The sequence below is a fragment of the Pseudomonas peli genome (genome assembly GCF_900099645.1).
In the GTDB taxonomy this organism is placed as follows: Bacteria; Pseudomonadota; Gammaproteobacteria; order Pseudomonadales; family Pseudomonadaceae; genus Aquipseudomonas; species Aquipseudomonas peli.
Genome location: NZ_FMTL01000002.1, coordinates 744,998 through 758,768, shown reverse-complemented (window position 1 = coordinate 758,768; position 13,771 = coordinate 744,998). Strand labels below are relative to the sequence as shown.

Here is a 13,771-nt window from a genome sequence, read left to right as displayed (position 1 = left end):
ACAGTGCAAATCATTGATTCAGGCGAGTTTAGGCTGACATTTACCGGCGAGGTTCAGCCAGCGCGGAAAATCATGTGGTCTTCCCACTCGTCCTCGGCCACGCTGTTCTCGCTGAGCATGCGCCCAGCCTGGGAAATCCGCTGTTTGTGCACCTGCTCCGGGTCGCCGCAGACCAGGTGGTGCCACAGCAGCAGATCCTTGCCTTCGCTAACTAAGCGATAGGCGCAGGTCGGCGGCAGCCACTGGAACTGGTCAGCCTGGGCCGGGGTGAGCTGGATGCAGTCCGCAACGAATTTGCGCCGGTTGCTGTAGTCGGTGCAGCGGCAGGTCTTCAGATCCAGCAGTTTGCAGGCGATGCGCGTGTAATACACGCTGCCATCGTCCTCATCCTCGAGTTTTTGCAGGCAGCACAGGCCGCAGCCATCGCACAGCGATTCCCACTCGTCCTGATCCAGCTGTTCGAGGGTTTTACGTTTCCAGAAGGGTTCGACTTTGGCGGCCATGGCGAGGGTACGGTGAGGGGTGAAAAGGCCGGCAGTCTAGCGGCTGGGGCAACAGCGGCCAAGGGCGGCGAGCCGAATGGTCCTGAGAACCTATTTACGATCTGCTGCGCGTCGGCCCTGCGGCGTTAAAAACAGGCTCGGAATGCTCATGTACAAAAGTACACTCCGCTTCCTCGCCTGTTTTTGCCTTGCATGACTCTAGCTCGCGAGATCGTAAACAGATTCTAGAAACTTCAATAACCACGAACAAAGTCCACGTGCCCGCGCAGTGCATGACCGGCCTTCCAGCGCGCCAGGTTATCGACAAACAACTTCACCAATAGATGAGGATCAGTCGGCGCCGAGCTATGTCCGGTAAGCAGCAGACGCGGCGCATCCCAGAATGGATGGCCAGCGGGCAAAGGCTCCTCACGGCACACATCAATCACCGCGCCGGCCAGTTGCCCCTGTTTCAACGCATTCACCAGCGCATGATCGACCACCGCGACACCGCGCCCGGCATTGATAAATAGCGCGCTGGGCTTGCAGGCGGCGAACAGCGCGACGTCATAAATATCGCGAGTATTCGGTGTATCCGGCAGCAGGTTGATCAGGTAATCGGCCTCACCCACCAGGCGCGGCAGCTCGTCGAGCCCGACCACCTGACGGAACGGCGGCAGATTGCGCGGACTGCTGGCGATGCCCAGTAGCTCGATACCGAACGGCGCCAGAAACTGCGCCACGCTCAGGCCGATATCACCGCTGCCGACGATCAGCACCTTGCGCCCGACCAGGCTGCGCGGCAGACGATTGTCCCAGCGCTGCTCAACCTGAGAGGCCAGTGCAGCAAACAGTTGGCGCTCATGGGCTAGCAGATGGCACAGCACATACTCGGCCATCACCTGCCCAAAGATGCCCACGGCACGGGTTAACGCGTAATCCGTTGGCAAGTCCTTGGCGAGCAGCGGCGTGATGCCCGCCCAGGTCGATTGCAGCCACTGCGGCCTGCTGCCCTGACGCAGCAAAGGCAAGAGCAGATCCGGCTGGCCCAGCCATAGCGGGCAGCTCGCGGCGTATTCGGCCAACTCGGCCGGCTGATCACTGCTGCACAACTCAAGCTCAGGTGCCTGCTGGCGCAGCAACTCGGCATACAGGCCGTGTTCGGCTTCGGCAATCAATACACGCAGTGGGGCATTCGCAGTGGCGGGCATGGCGGTTACATTGGGTCGTTACGGCGCAACAACTCATCGGGCAGATGCTCGATATATTCGTCTTCCGGCGGCGGCATCTGCAGGTGGTAGCCCTGCTCGTCGAGGTTGGCCAGCACCTTGTGGATGTCTTCGCGGGCCAGAACGCGCTCAGGCGTCAGCACCATCTCAAAGGCCAGGGCTGGAGGGCCGAAAGCCAGCAGCAGGTTTTCCGGCACGCGCTTGAGGCCATCGCTGCGCAGCACATAGAGGTACATCTCATTCTTGCGCGGGCTTTTATAGATTGAGCAGATACGTTTCACGCGGACTCTCCGGTTGCAGCCAGGCAATCAAGCAGCGCCTGACCCATCAATTCACGCCGCCAGCCGCGCAGCGACTCCGGCAGCTGATAAGGCCCTTTGGGATAGCCGGTTTTCAGCAAGGCTTCGAGGGTTTTCTTGCGCAACATCAGCTCCGGGGCGATGTTCAGGCGCTCGCCTTCACGTTGACCAATGGCACGCAGCTTTTTCAGCAGCGACGCGGCCTCAAGCGGCAAGGGCTCAGGCAACGCTTCGGGCCACATCTCAGGCGGGGTTGCGGCGGCTTGCTGGATCAATTGCAGAATAAAGTCGCCGTCCTGACGCACAGTTTTCGGGTGCATGTCCTCGATCCGCGCAAGCGCCACCAGGTTATCCGGCTGGGTGCGCGCCAGTGGCCACAACGAATGCTCACGGATAATCCGGTTACGCGGCTGGTTGCGTTTGCGCGCCTGCTCTTCACGCCAGGTGCACAGCGCTTTCAGCACGGCTAACTGCTGCCGGTTGAGTTTCCAGGCCAGCTTGGCTTCGCGGTAGGCCAGCTCGGGATCGACTTCGCGCTTGAGGTTGCTGACCAGCTCGGCGCCATCTTCCAGCACCCAGGCGTATTTCTCGGCAGACAGCTGCGCCTTGAGATGCGCATACACCTCGGCGAGGTGCAGCACGTCTTCGGCCGCATAGCTGACCTGAGTGGCCGACAACGGCCGCTGCAGCCAGTCAGAGCGGGTCTCGCCCTTGGGCAGTTCGATATTCAGCACCGCCTGCACCAGGCGCGAATAGCCCATGGAGAAACCCAAGTTGAGGTAGCCAGCCGCCAGTTGGGTGTCGAACAGCGGCGTAGGCAGGCTGCCGGTCAGGCGCAGAAAGACTTCCAGGTCCTCGCTGCAGGCATGCAGCACCTTGACCACGGCAGGGTCCTGCAACAGATCGGCAAAGGGCGCCCAGTCGCTTATCAGCAGTGGATCGATCAGGTAAGCCCGCTCGCCCTCGCTGACCTGCAGCAGGCCGGCAATCGGGTAAAAGGTGTCGACCCGCATAAACTCGGTATCAACCGCCACAAACGCCAGCGTGCGCCAGGTTGCACAATGCTGCGCCAGGCTGGCGTTATCACCAATCCACTGAATATCAATCGCCACACAGCTCTCCCATCAAGAATGCCGCGCAGTATATATGCCCAGGCACTGTGCCGGGCATTTGCCGGCCATTTACCCCCGGGGCATCACAGATGCGAATGAACCCTGTAATCTGGCCGGCGCTTGCATCTGCTTACCTTCATCACAGGGAATAAAAACAATGAAGAAACTGCTTGGCCTGCTTGTGGCCTTGATTGCTGCGGCGGCGATCTACCTCGCCGTCACACCCAGCCCGATTGATCCACTGGCCTGGGAAGCCCCGGCCATCCCGCCGATGACCGGCGTACTGGAACCCAACGACACGCTGATGAAGGCCGAACTGCTCGGCCGCGGCCAGGTGCATGGCCCGGAAGACACCGCCGTGGATGCCCAGGGCCTGGTGTACTCCGGCCTGCATGACGGCAAGATAGTGCGGATCAAGGCCGATGGCAGCGTGGAAACCTTTGTCGACACCAAGGGCCGCCCACTGGGTATGGACTTTGACGCCGCCGGCAACCTGATCGTCGCCGACGCCTACAAGGGCTTGCTGAGCATCGACGCCCAGGGCCAGATCAAGGTACTGACCACCGAAGCCGAAGGCGTAGCCTTCAAGTTCACCGACGATCTGGATATCGCTCGCGACGGCACCATCTACTTCAGCGATGCCAGCCAGCGTTTCGAACAGCCCGACTATCTGCTCGACCTGCTCGAAGCCCGCCCACACGGCCGCCTGCTCAGCTACAACCCGGCTACTGGCGAAACCAAGGTGTTGCTCAAGGACCTGTACTTCGCCAACGGCGTGGCGCTGTCGGCCAATGAAGACTTCGTGCTGGTTAACGAAACCTACCGCTACCGCATCACCCGTTACTGGCTGAGCGGCGAGAAGGCCGGCACCCACGACATCTTTATCGACAACCTGCCGGGCCTGCCAGACAACCTGCAGGGCGACCGCAATGGCACCTTCTGGGTGGCCCTGCCAACCCCACGCAAAGCCGACGCCGACATGCTGCACCGCTCGCCCTGGGCGAAATCACAGTTAGCCAAACTGCCACGCGCCTTCTGGCCCAAGGCCGTGCCTTACGGCTTTGCCATCGCCCTCAATGAACAAGGCGAAATCACCCAGAGCCTGCACGACACCAGCGGCACCCACCTGCGCATGATCACCTCGGTCAAACCGGTGGGCGACTACCTGTACTTTGGCAGCCTGGATAATGATCGGATCGGTAAGCTGAAAATCCGCTAAGAACCTGCCCAACGCCTGCTGCGCGTCGGCCCTGCTGCGTTAAAAACAGGCTCGGATGCTCATGTACAACTCGTACACTCCGCTTCCTCGCCTGTTTTTGCCTTGCATGGCTCTAGCTCGCGAGGCGTTGAATAGGTTCTAAGCTCGTAAAAAAGCCCGCGCAACTGCTTAGCTGCGCGGGCTTTTTAATGTTCGCGATTTACCTATTTGATCTTTTCCGCGATCCAGATAGTGTGCCGAGTGCCCTTGTTGCCATGGGCGTAGACCTGCACTTCTTCGACCTTAAAGCCGGCCTTGCGCACCTTGTCGCTGAATACCCGGTCGGCACTCGCCGACCACACCGCCAGCACGCCCTTGTTGCGCAGCGCCTGGTAGCAGCGCTGCAGGCCCTGGGCGGAATACAGCCAGCTATTGCGCTTCTGGGTCAGACCTTCGGGGCCGTTGTCGACATCCAGCATGATCGCGTCATAACGCTGATCGGCGCTCTTCAGGCAATTAGCCACGTCGTCCTGAATCACCCGGGTACGCGGATCGAGGATGGGATAACCAGCCTTAGCGCCCAGCGGGCCGCGGTTCCATTCCACCACCCCAGGCACCAGCTCGGCCACTTCCACCTCGGCGGTCTTGCCCAGGTTCTGCAACGCAGCCGCCAGGGTAAAACCCATGCCCAGACCGCCGATCAGCACCCGCGAATCCGACCGGCCGGCGACCTTCTTGCAGGGAATCGCCGCCAGGGCATCTTCAGAGCCATGCATGCGCGTATTCATCAGCTGACCGCCATCGCCGCCGGCAATCTTGATCACAAAGTCCTCACCGTACTCGAACAGGCACAGCGCACCGGAGCCATCGGGAATCGGGGCGGTATCGAGCAATACAAAACGCTTCATGGGGTACGGCAACCTGGGTCAGAACAAAACGGGCATGCAGCATGCCCATAAACCGACAAAGATGCAGCGCCCTGTCGGCAGAAATTCTTCTATGCGCGGCGTCTCGACAGCTCAACGCCAGGGTTTATGATGCCGCCTGCCCTAGAATCTGTTCAGGATCTCGCGAGCTAGAGTTATGCAAGGCAAAAACAGGCGAGGAAGCGGAGTGTACTTTTGTACATGAGCATTCCGAGCCTGTTTTTAACGCCGCAGGGCCGACGCGCAGCAGATCGTGAGCAGGTTCTTATTTACCCACATGATGACTGTATGCCCCTCTCCCAACTGATCAGTGCCGCACAGCTGCAGCAACGCCTTGATGAGCCCGACCTGCTGATTCTCGATTGCCGTTTTGCCCTGGAGGATCTGACTTACGGCCAACGCAGCTATGGCGAAGGGCATATTCCCGGCGCGCAGTTTGCCGATCTAGAGCGTGATCTGTCCGGGCCGATCCACAAAGGCATCACCGGCCGTCATCCCCTGCCAGAACCGGCGCAACTGCTGCAGCGCCTGCGCGAATGGGGCCTGAACAACCACAGCGAAGTGGTGCTTTACGACGACGGTCCGGGCGCCTTTGCGGCACGTGCCTGGTGGCTGCTGGCGTGGTTAGGCAAACGTGAGGGCGTTTACCTGCTTGATGGCGGCCTCAAGGCCTGGCGCGAAGCAGGCGGCGCCTTGACCCAGGACCTACCTAAGCCAACGCCAGGGGCATTCAGTGGCAAAGCGGACACCCACTTGGTGGTCAGCGCCGCCCAACTGCAGCAGCGCTTGGGCGATCAGCAAATGACACTGCTGGATGCACGTGGCCTGCCGCGCTTCAGGGGCGAAGTCGAACCGATCGACCCGGTCGCAGGGCATATCCCCGGCGCGCAGTGCGCGGCGTTCACGGACAACCTCGACAGCGACGGGCACTTCCTCAGCGCAGAGCAGCTAAGCCAGCGCTTTGCATCACAACTCGGTGAGCGCCCGGCCAGTGAACTGGTGGCCTACTGCGGTTCTGGTGTGACAGCCTGCCATAACCTGTTTGCCCTGTGCCTGGCCGGCTACCCGCTGGCGCCGCTGTATGCCGGTTCCTGGAGCGAATGGATCACTGACCCTGCTCGCCCAGTAGCCACTGGCGACTGATTTCAGTTCAGGCTGGCTGGCCGCGCGACTCATGCTCGCCAGCAGTGCTTAAGCACCAACTGGAATATAGGCAATAACCGAAAGCCGAAAACAATTTAAAAACAGCCCTTTACAGTAAAAAGGTCGCACTACACTTCAACTTGAGCGGCTAACCCCGCTCCCGGTGGGGCCTTTATCAGAATAAGTCGAAGCTGCCAGCGCCCCGGCCCCACCGGTCACTTTTCGCCGAGGGCTATATGGGAATTGCCGCCTGCGAGTTAGGCCAGTACGTCATCCGCCCGACCCTGCTTTACCTGGGCCGCCATTCCACCGCTGCCGAAGCCTTGTTACTGGGGGCCGCCGCCAGCCAATCCGGGCTTGGCTCTGTTTTAGATGACAAGCACGGTCATGGCCTCTACCGGATCGCCGCTCTGCGCCATCAACAGCTCTGGGATCAGCACCTCGCGTTGGATCCGGACCTCGCCAGCCAAGTACGCGGTCTCGCCAGCCAGCATGCCTTCCTCGCGGCGCCGCACTTGGAACTGACCGTTAACCTGCGTTATGCCACAGCGATTGCCTGGATGCTGATCGAAGCTGAGCACCGCGAGCTGCCAGCCGCTGATGATCTGCTGGGTATGGCGCACGTTTGGCGCCGAGTGTTCAAGCCGCACGGTCGCACTAAAGACTTTATCGCCGCCTGGCAACGCTGCATCGGCAGCCTCAGCCAAGTGGCTTGAAGCCAAACAGGCCAGAAGATTGTCTGACAACATCCACGCGGTTAGCAGAAAATAGCGTCATGATAAAGGCATAAAACCGCTCTATCTCGGGAACTTCAAAGGCTTGGCAAGGGTCATGGAAAGTTGCTAGTTTCCGCCTCCCGCTAAACCCTAGGAGTCCTCCGTGCCTAAAAGAGTCGTCAAGACCTGCCTGTCAATTGCCTTCATTTCTGCTACCAGTCAAAGCGTTGCCGGTGGCTTTGCCATCAATGAACAAAGCGTCAGCAGCATGGGCACCGCTTTCGCAGGCCGCTCGTCGTCTGCCGATGATGCCAGCACCGTATTCGGCAACCCCGCTGGCATGGCACGCATCAAGCGCGAACAAGTCAGCGGCGGCATTGCCCTGATCCACGCTAAAACCGATATCGACAACACCAGCGGCTCTGCCCGCGGCAGCAATGACGGCGACATGGTGCCGTTTATCGGCGCGCCCATGGGCTATTACGTCAAACCGCTGGACGACAACTGGAGCTTCGGCCTGGGCCTGTACGTGCCCTTTGGCCTGGTGACCGACTATGAGCGCAGCTTCCAGGGTCGCTACCACGGTGACCGCAGTGAGGTGCGGGTGATTACCCTGCAGCCGACGTTGAGCTATCGCGTCAACGAGCAACTGTCGATCGGCTTCGGCCCAACCATCAACCGCATCGACGGCGAGCTGACTTCGGCTATCGATAACCCAGTGCCTGGCGCCAGTGACGGCAAGGTCGAAATCAAGGGCGATGACACCGCGCTGGGCTACAACCTCGGCGTACTGTTTGAAATCACCCCACAGACACGCTTCGGCCTGACCTACCACTCCAAAGTGGACTACCGCCTGAAGGGTGACACCACAGTCTCTGGCCCAGGCGTTATTGCAACTTCGGCTGGCACCTACGATGCGTCACTGGAGCTGACCACTCCGGAGTCGGTGGATGTCTCCGTCACCCATGAGCTGAATGCTGACTGGACCCTCTACGCCGGCAGCACCTGGACGCGCTGGAGCCGTCTGGAAGAAATTCGTGCAAATAACAAAGGCGTGGGTGGCTTGCTGGCGGGCAAGCTCAACAGCATCAGCGAACCGCAGAACTGGCACGACACCTGGGCTCACGCCGTTGGTGCTGCCTACAAGCTGAACGCGCAGTGGACCCTGCGCGCCGGCCTGGCTGTGGACCAGTCCCCTACCAACAACACTGACCGTTCGCCGCGTATTCCTACGGGCGATCGCACCATCGTCAGCCTGGGCACAGCCTGGAGCCCGAATGATGACGTGACCATCGACCTGGCCTACTCCTACCTGATGGAAGACGACGCGCACATCGAGCGCGACGACTACAGCGCCACCTACAAAAACACCGCTCACGGCCTGGGCGCTCAGGTGACGTACCGCTTCTAAATCACCCTGCAGTTTGGGTTACACTCGCGCGGCGCACACAACAATAAGAAGAATGGTCTGGAACCGTTCTAACGTCGCGTAGCGACTGCCCGCGGGTGGCCGCCATGGATGGCAGGCCATGAAGCCGCCTGAGACAGCCCTGATGACCACACTCTGCACTACCCTGCCCGAACAGCTCAGCCTGCTCCTGGTGGACGACCACCGTATTTTTCTTGATGGCCTCAGCCTGGCCCTCGGCCCACTCTGCGCCGACCTGCACATTCGCACCGCCGAATCCGCTGCCGCCGCCGAAGCCTGCCTGCAACACACCACCTTCGACCTGATTCTGCTTGACCTGCGCTTGCCCGACCTGCCGGGCCTGGAGTTGCTGCAGCGTTGGCAACAACAAGGCCGCATGACCCCGGTGGCAATCCTCAGCGCCAGCGATTCGAACCTGGATGCTCAAGCAGCCTTAGCCGCCGGTGCGCTGGGCTTTATTCCGAAAAGTGCCAATAGCGATGAACTGCGTCAGGCAGTAACCCGCGTACTGCTGGGTGAAACCCTGCCCGCACCGCAAACGGGCGACAAACCGCAGCTCACTCCACGACAGATGGAAATCCTCCAGCTACTGGCCGAAGGCTTGCCAAACAAGTCGATCAGCCGTCAGTTGGGGGTCTCCGAGGACACGGTGAAAACCCACCTGAAATCACTGTTCCAGGAGTTTTCTGTGCACACCCGGACGGCTTGTGTCAGTGCGGCGCGGCAACGGGGCTGGCTCTGAGCTCGGCGGGCAACAGCACTGCCAGCGCTTGACGCAAACGGGCTGGCAACAGCGGCTTACCGAGCAAGGTGACATGGGCACGGGTGCAGCGCTCTTGCAAGTCAGCGCTGACATCTGCAGTAATCAGCAACGCTGGGAGCATGCGTCCGGCTTCTTCACGTAAGCGCTCGATCACGCGCAAGCCGTCCTCGGTGGCGGCCAGGCGGTAGTCGCTAATCAGCACCTGCGGCTGCGCTTCACGCAAACACTGCATGGCCTCTGTGGGGTCGGCGCAGGCCCAGACATCACAGCCCCAGCGCTGCAACAAACCGGACAGGGCTTCACGCCCTGCAGCGTCGTCTTCCAGTAATAACACCCGCCCGCTCAATGCTGCGGCAACCGCTGCAGGTGGCTGCCACTCACCGGCTTCAGCTTGCGGCAGTTGCAGGATAAAACGCGCTCCGTCGCCAGGGCTTGAATCCAGCCGCAGCGGATGCCCAAGCAACTGCGCCAGTTGCTGAACGATGGCCAGACCCAGACCCAGGCCACGTTCGGCATTACGCCCAGGGTTATCGAGCTGGCGGAACTCTTCAAAGACCTGACTCTGTTCTTCTTCACTCAGCCCCTGGCCGTCGTCACCGACCTCCAGCTGCACTTCGCCCTGCTCAACACTGACATGCAGCCAGACTTGCCGCGCCTGGGCATGCCGCAAGGCGTTGCTCAGCAGATTGCGTAGCACGCGCTCGAGCAGCAGCGGATCACTGCGTACCCAGAGCTCCGCGCATTGCAGTTGCAGCTCGACACCCTGAGCATCGGCCTCGGCGCGGCTTTCACCACTCAAGCGCACCAGCAAGGGACGCAAGGCAAACACCTCTGGTTTGGCCTGCACGCCGCCGGGCAAGGTCAGACGGGTGTAATCAAACAGCGACTGCAGCAGTCGACTGAGCTGCTCCACGGCAATGGCCAGGCGGCTGCTGATGCGGTGTACGTTGGGATCCTGATTTTGTTCCAGCAAGTGCTGGGCATACAGGCCCATCGCGTTGAGGGGCTGGCGCAGGTCATGGCTGGCCGCTGCCAGCAGGCGCAGCTTGCGAGCGTCGTCCGCTTCCGCACGCTGCCGCGCCAGATCGAGCAATCGCAGGTTAAGCCAAGCACCGCGCTGGCCATGCTCTTGCAGGTACGCGCCGACACTGCCAATCAGGTTGGCGCAAAACAGAAACAATCCCTGGTAACCCAATGCCACGCTTCCACCCGTGACAACCCACCCCAGCCACAGGAACAACCCGCAGACGCCCCAGGACGCCAGGCTCACGGCACGAAACGAAACCCCCAACAACACATAGCCAAACAGCAGCACCAGAAACAGCCCGTCATAGGGCATGGCCACACCCAGGCTCCAACACAGGTGAATAATCACCGCAACCGAAGCGCCATTAAGTGCATAGGCCGCCACATAAGCCAGCAAGGCGCGTCGCGGTGGCGTGTGCGGACGACGACAGTAGAAGAAGGCCAACAGCGCACCGCACATCCCCATCATCCGCATGGGTAAAGTTGCCAGGCTGGCGTTGAGGGGCAGTAACACCAGATCAAGGGCGGTGTAGACGAGTTGGAAGATGACTGCCGTGCTGATGATCAGCAGCAGGCGGCGGCGAATACGCTGCACCCGATGGTCGAGAAACTCATCTTCCAGAACGCCAGTAAAGCGCAGCCGCCGGTAACCACGACGCTGCTGGGCCAACAGCAGCGACTCCTGACGCTCCAGGCTCATGCCTTACAACTCGGGGGATTGATTTTCCTGCTGCTTGGCGGCGATGGCGTCATAGGTTTCCACCCGGTGCTGATCTTCGGCGCTGAACAGGCGCTGACGTAACCGTTGCTGCTCCTGCTGCTGATCCGTAGCACTGAGGCCATTGGCCTGCAATGCGGCAAGTTCCTGCTGGTAGGCGGCATAACGCTGTTGCCAGGCGCGCTCATTGCGCTGTTCGTCGAGTACACGCTCGACCGTGGGCGGATCATAGGTCAAGGCAAGCAGCTGGCGCACCTGCTCTTCACTGGCGCCGTCTTGCCAGAGCTTGTCGGTCTGAACTTGTAGCGCTTGCGCCTGCGTCTGGCGCACCTCACTGGCGCGCATGGCCTCGGGCAGCTGCGCACGCAGACGCTCTTGCGCCTGAGCCTTGGCGTGCTCACTGAGATCAGTACGGGCCATCAAGGCCAGATTATCCAAGGTGTAGCGGCCATAAGCCTCTTCCGCACCAAACAGGGCCTCGGCAGCGGCACTGGAAAAATGCGCCCGGCGTAACTCGGCAAGCTGTTCAAAAGCCCGCTGTAACGCAACGAGTTGGCCATCTGGGGTGCTTTGCTGGGCCGTGCTCAAGGGCTGTTGCAGTAACGCCAGGCTGGCGCGTTTGTAATCCATGTAGTCGCCCAACAGGCCAATAAACTGGCCGAGGGCAGGCTCCGGCAAACGCCCTCGGGCGTCGGCCAGCATCACTTCGACCACCGCGTCCAACCCAGCCTGATCCGCGGCGCTAAGGAAGTAATCCAGATAGTCGCGCAGCGCCAGGTTCAGCTGCAGATTGCCGGCGCTGTCGGCCTTGAGTTCACCATCCACCTCCGTGTCCTGCAAACCCGGCAGGCTGGTCGGCGCACGAGGCACTGAGCGCTCTGATTTGACGAGGGGTAACTGAGAGGGGGTGACAACAGCTACAGGCGCCGAAGCAGTGACCGGCATAGCCGTCGCACCGGGTGAGGCAGCATCTGGCCACTGCCAATACAGCGTAAAGCCGGCAACGCTGCCGGCCAGGAGTAAAAGAGGAACCGTTGAACGTAACGACAGGGCCATATGACCTCCAAAATGCGGGCTGCAGGACGCAGCCCGCTGAGGTGACGGTCAGACGCCTTTGCTTTTCAGGCGGTTGGCATGTTGGCGGTACAGCGAAACTGGATCGGTCCAGCCACGTACGCCGAACAGGTGATTGATCGCATCCACATGGTTCATGTTGTAACCATCACCAATGACCTGCCCCAGGTAAGTTGAACAGACGCCAACCAGGCCGTCGTTCTTCTCGCTGCCAAACGCCAGGCCGGTGATGGCCAGAAACGGATCAACCGCATCAAAGACGTTGGTGTACGGGGTATTACCGGTCCATGAGTAGTAACGAATGTTGTGCCCGCGCACGTTGTGCACTTCGGTGGACTTGGCGCAGTAGCTGCTGCTGTTCACGCCCCATGGGTGACGGCCATTGAGTGCCGTGGTGCCTGCGGTGGTGAGCGTCTTCAGGGCCGCCAAGCCGTTCTGCGGGTTGTTGTTACCCGACAGCAGGTTGATCAACGAACCGATGGCGTTGGCCAGGCCATTGGCCCCACCTTCGATGGCGCTGTTCGCCGGGATCACACCGCGCAGCACGTCGGCCACTTTCGAGCCTTTATTAACGCCATTGACCGAGGTCACCGACGCCACCAGATCCGGACGTAACGAAGCGGCTACGCGCGAGGTTGGCGACCCCTGGCTATGACCAATCAGGTTGACCTTGCCGCCATTGGCGCTGGCCCACGGCACAATCTGCTGCGCCAGAGAGGCGCCACGTTGCTCACTGTCATTGAGCGCAGAAACACTGGCCACATAGACCTTTGCGCCATCGCGCTCAAGGTTCCAGGGGATGGTGTGGAAGTAGTTGATCAGACCGCCGATGGTGTCAAAGCCGGTCACCCCGTGCACCAGCACGATTGGGTATTTAGTCTTGGTGTAGTTGGCCTGAGCCTCAACCGCGCCGACCAGGGCGCATACAGCTAAAGCAGAAGTAATAACGCGACGCATGGGTGCCTCCTTATTTTTCTTGTTGGCACGCCGGGAGAACTGCGTCCGGCGTACTCACAACTTTAAGGAGGTACTGCGGTGTGGACTATCGCCCAGATGGGTGAGGCGCTCACCCATCTGAGGTTCAACGCTGCGAAGCGATTGCCTGCTCGACGGCGGCCAGGAAGGCCGGATCATCCGGTGTGGTGCTGCTGGGAAAGCTGGCGATCACCTTACCCTTAGCATCGATTACATACTTGGAAAAATTCCAGCGTGGCGCCTGGCTTTGCGCGGCCAACTCTTTGAACAGCGGCAGCGCCTCACTGCCCGTCACACGTTGAGTTTCACTCATGGGGAAGGTCACGCCGTAATTGACGTAACAGACTTTCGCCGTTTCTTCGCTGTTGTCGGATTCCTGACGAAAATCATCAGAAGGCACGCCAAATACCTGTAAGCCTTGGGCTTTGTAGCGTTGATAGAGCACTTCAAGGCCTTTGAATTGCGGCGTAAACCCGCAAAAGCTGGCGGTATTGACCACCACCAACGGTTTACCAGCAAACTGGGCACACAGATCTATACGTTCCTCGCTGCGCAACTTCTGCACTTCACCTTGCAGTAACGCCGGGCACTCATCAGCCTGCGCAGGGATAACCCAGGTACTCAGCAAAGCGACAACCAGCAGGGTAAAACGCCACATCCGAATCACTTTGAACCCCTTTC

General features: G+C 60.4%; 14 protein-coding genes. 5 read left to right on the top strand and 9 right to left on the bottom strand.

Going from position 1 to position 13,771, the window contains the following annotated elements; genetic code table 11:
- Nucleotides 1-53: 53 nt before the first annotated feature.
- The 4 genes from BLO50_RS12430 to rnd form a co-directional block, all read right to left on the bottom strand.
- Nucleotides 54-503 carry a YcgN family cysteine cluster protein gene (locus BLO50_RS12430; protein ID WP_090253150.1) on the bottom strand — a complete coding sequence of 150 codons (450 nt, stop codon included), beginning with the start codon at nucleotides 501-503 and terminating at the stop codon, nucleotides 54-56.
- A 233-nt stretch (nucleotides 504-736) separates the two neighbouring features.
- The gene (locus BLO50_RS12425; protein ID WP_090254105.1) at nucleotides 737-1,669 is read right to left on the bottom strand and encodes a D-2-hydroxyacid dehydrogenase; all 933 of its coding nucleotides are present in this window, start codon (nucleotides 1,667-1,669) and stop codon (nucleotides 737-739) included.
- 29 nt (nucleotides 1,670-1,698) lie between these two features.
- Entirely contained in the window at nucleotides 1,699-1,992 is a 294-nt protein-coding gene (locus BLO50_RS12420; protein ID WP_090253148.1) for a YcgL domain-containing protein, read from the bottom strand.
- Nucleotides 1,989-3,122 carry a ribonuclease D gene (gene rnd, locus BLO50_RS12415; protein WP_090253144.1) on the bottom strand — a complete coding sequence of 378 codons (1,134 nt, stop codon included), beginning with the start codon at nucleotides 3,120-3,122 and terminating at the stop codon, nucleotides 1,989-1,991. Before rnd ends, BLO50_RS12420 begins: the two co-directional genes overlap by 4 nt.
- A 157-nt stretch (nucleotides 3,123-3,279) precedes the next feature.
- On the opposite strand from rnd, the gene BLO50_RS12410 reads away from it, so the two are divergent.
- Nucleotides 3,280-4,341 (top strand): SMP-30/gluconolactonase/LRE family protein, encoded by a 1,062-nt coding sequence (locus BLO50_RS12410; RefSeq protein ID WP_090253143.1) that lies wholly within the window; start codon nucleotides 3,280-3,282, stop codon nucleotides 4,339-4,341.
- Between the two features lie 203 nt (nucleotides 4,342-4,544).
- Here BLO50_RS12410 and BLO50_RS12405 read toward each other — a convergent pair whose 3' ends face one another.
- Nucleotides 4,545-5,228 carry a spermidine synthase gene (locus tag BLO50_RS12405; RefSeq protein ID WP_090253139.1) on the bottom strand — a complete coding sequence of 228 codons (684 nt, stop codon included), beginning with the start codon at nucleotides 5,226-5,228 and terminating at the stop codon, nucleotides 4,545-4,547.
- 306 nt (nucleotides 5,229-5,534) lie between these two features.
- Between BLO50_RS12405 and BLO50_RS12400 the strand changes: the two genes are divergently transcribed.
- The 4 genes from BLO50_RS12400 to BLO50_RS12385 all read left to right on the top strand — a co-directional run bounded on the left by BLO50_RS12400 (nucleotide 5,535) and on the right by BLO50_RS12385 (nucleotide 9,276).
- Entirely contained in the window at nucleotides 5,535-6,389 is an 855-nt protein-coding gene (locus BLO50_RS12400; protein ID WP_090253137.1) for a sulfurtransferase, read from the top strand.
- Between the two features lie 236 nt (nucleotides 6,390-6,625).
- A complete protein-coding gene (locus BLO50_RS12395) occupies nucleotides 6,626-7,105 on the top strand; it encodes a hypothetical protein (RefSeq protein ID WP_090253134.1) in 480 nt (159 codons plus the stop codon).
- Nucleotides 7,106-7,268: 163 nt separating this feature from the next.
- The gene (locus tag BLO50_RS12390) at nucleotides 7,269-8,516 is read left to right on the top strand and encodes an OmpP1/FadL family transporter (RefSeq protein ID WP_090253132.1); all 1,248 of its coding nucleotides are present in this window, start codon (nucleotides 7,269-7,271) and stop codon (nucleotides 8,514-8,516) included.
- Nucleotides 8,517-8,634: 118 nt separating this feature from the next.
- A complete protein-coding gene (locus tag BLO50_RS12385) occupies nucleotides 8,635-9,276 on the top strand; it encodes a response regulator transcription factor (RefSeq protein WP_169852843.1) in 642 nt (213 codons plus the stop codon).
- On the opposite strand, the gene BLO50_RS12380 is transcribed toward BLO50_RS12385, so the two are convergent.
- The 4 genes from BLO50_RS12380 to BLO50_RS12365 all read right to left on the bottom strand — a co-directional run bounded on the left by BLO50_RS12380 (nucleotide 9,245) and on the right by BLO50_RS12365 (nucleotide 13,748).
- The gene (locus tag BLO50_RS12380) at nucleotides 9,245-11,023 is read right to left on the bottom strand and encodes a hybrid sensor histidine kinase/response regulator (RefSeq protein WP_090253129.1); all 1,779 of its coding nucleotides are present in this window, start codon (nucleotides 11,021-11,023) and stop codon (nucleotides 9,245-9,247) included. The two genes, BLO50_RS12385 and BLO50_RS12380, sit on opposite strands and share 32 nt — an antisense overlap.
- Before the next feature lie 3 nt (nucleotides 11,024-11,026).
- Entirely contained in the window at nucleotides 11,027-11,911 is an 885-nt protein-coding gene (locus BLO50_RS12375; protein ID WP_244152883.1) for a lipase secretion chaperone, read from the bottom strand.
- A 234-nt stretch (nucleotides 11,912-12,145) separates the two neighbouring features.
- Nucleotides 12,146-13,072, bottom strand: coding sequence for an esterase/lipase family protein (locus BLO50_RS12370; protein ID WP_090253124.1), 927 nt, complete (start codon nucleotides 13,070-13,072; stop codon nucleotides 12,146-12,148).
- Nucleotides 13,073-13,196: 124 nt separating this feature from the next.
- Nucleotides 13,197-13,748 (bottom strand): glutathione peroxidase, encoded by a 552-nt coding sequence (locus BLO50_RS12365; protein ID WP_090253121.1) that lies wholly within the window; start codon nucleotides 13,746-13,748, stop codon nucleotides 13,197-13,199.
- Between the last annotated feature and the right edge of the window lie 23 nt (nucleotides 13,749-13,771).

What these genes read in the sequence shown, in the direction of transcription:
- BLO50_RS12385 (WP_169852843.1), top strand. Translation starts at nt 8,635, where the DNA reads ATGAAGCCGCCTGAGACAGCCCTGATGACCACACTCTGCACTACCCTG.
- BLO50_RS12370 (WP_090253124.1), bottom strand. Translation starts at nt 13,072, where the DNA reads ATGCGTCGCGTTATTACTTCTGCTTTAGCTGTATGCGCCCTGGTCGGC.
- BLO50_RS12430 (WP_090253150.1), bottom strand. Translation starts at nt 503, where the DNA reads ATGGCCGCCAAAGTCGAACCCTTCTGGAAACGTAAAACCCTCGAACAG.
- BLO50_RS12365 (WP_090253121.1), bottom strand. Translation starts at nt 13,748, where the DNA reads ATGTGGCGTTTTACCCTGCTGGTTGTCGCTTTGCTGAGTACCTGGGTT.
- BLO50_RS12400 (WP_090253137.1), top strand. Translation starts at nt 5,535, where the DNA reads ATGCCCCTCTCCCAACTGATCAGTGCCGCACAGCTGCAGCAACGCCTT.
- BLO50_RS12380 (WP_090253129.1), bottom strand. Translation starts at nt 11,023, where the DNA reads ATGAGCCTGGAGCGTCAGGAGTCGCTGCTGTTGGCCCAGCAGCGTCGT.
- BLO50_RS12405 (WP_090253139.1), bottom strand. Translation starts at nt 5,228, where the DNA reads ATGAAGCGTTTTGTATTGCTCGATACCGCCCCGATTCCCGATGGCTCC.
- BLO50_RS12395 (WP_090253134.1), top strand. Translation starts at nt 6,626, where the DNA reads ATGGGAATTGCCGCCTGCGAGTTAGGCCAGTACGTCATCCGCCCGACC.
- BLO50_RS12410 (WP_090253143.1), top strand. Translation starts at nt 3,280, where the DNA reads ATGAAGAAACTGCTTGGCCTGCTTGTGGCCTTGATTGCTGCGGCGGCG.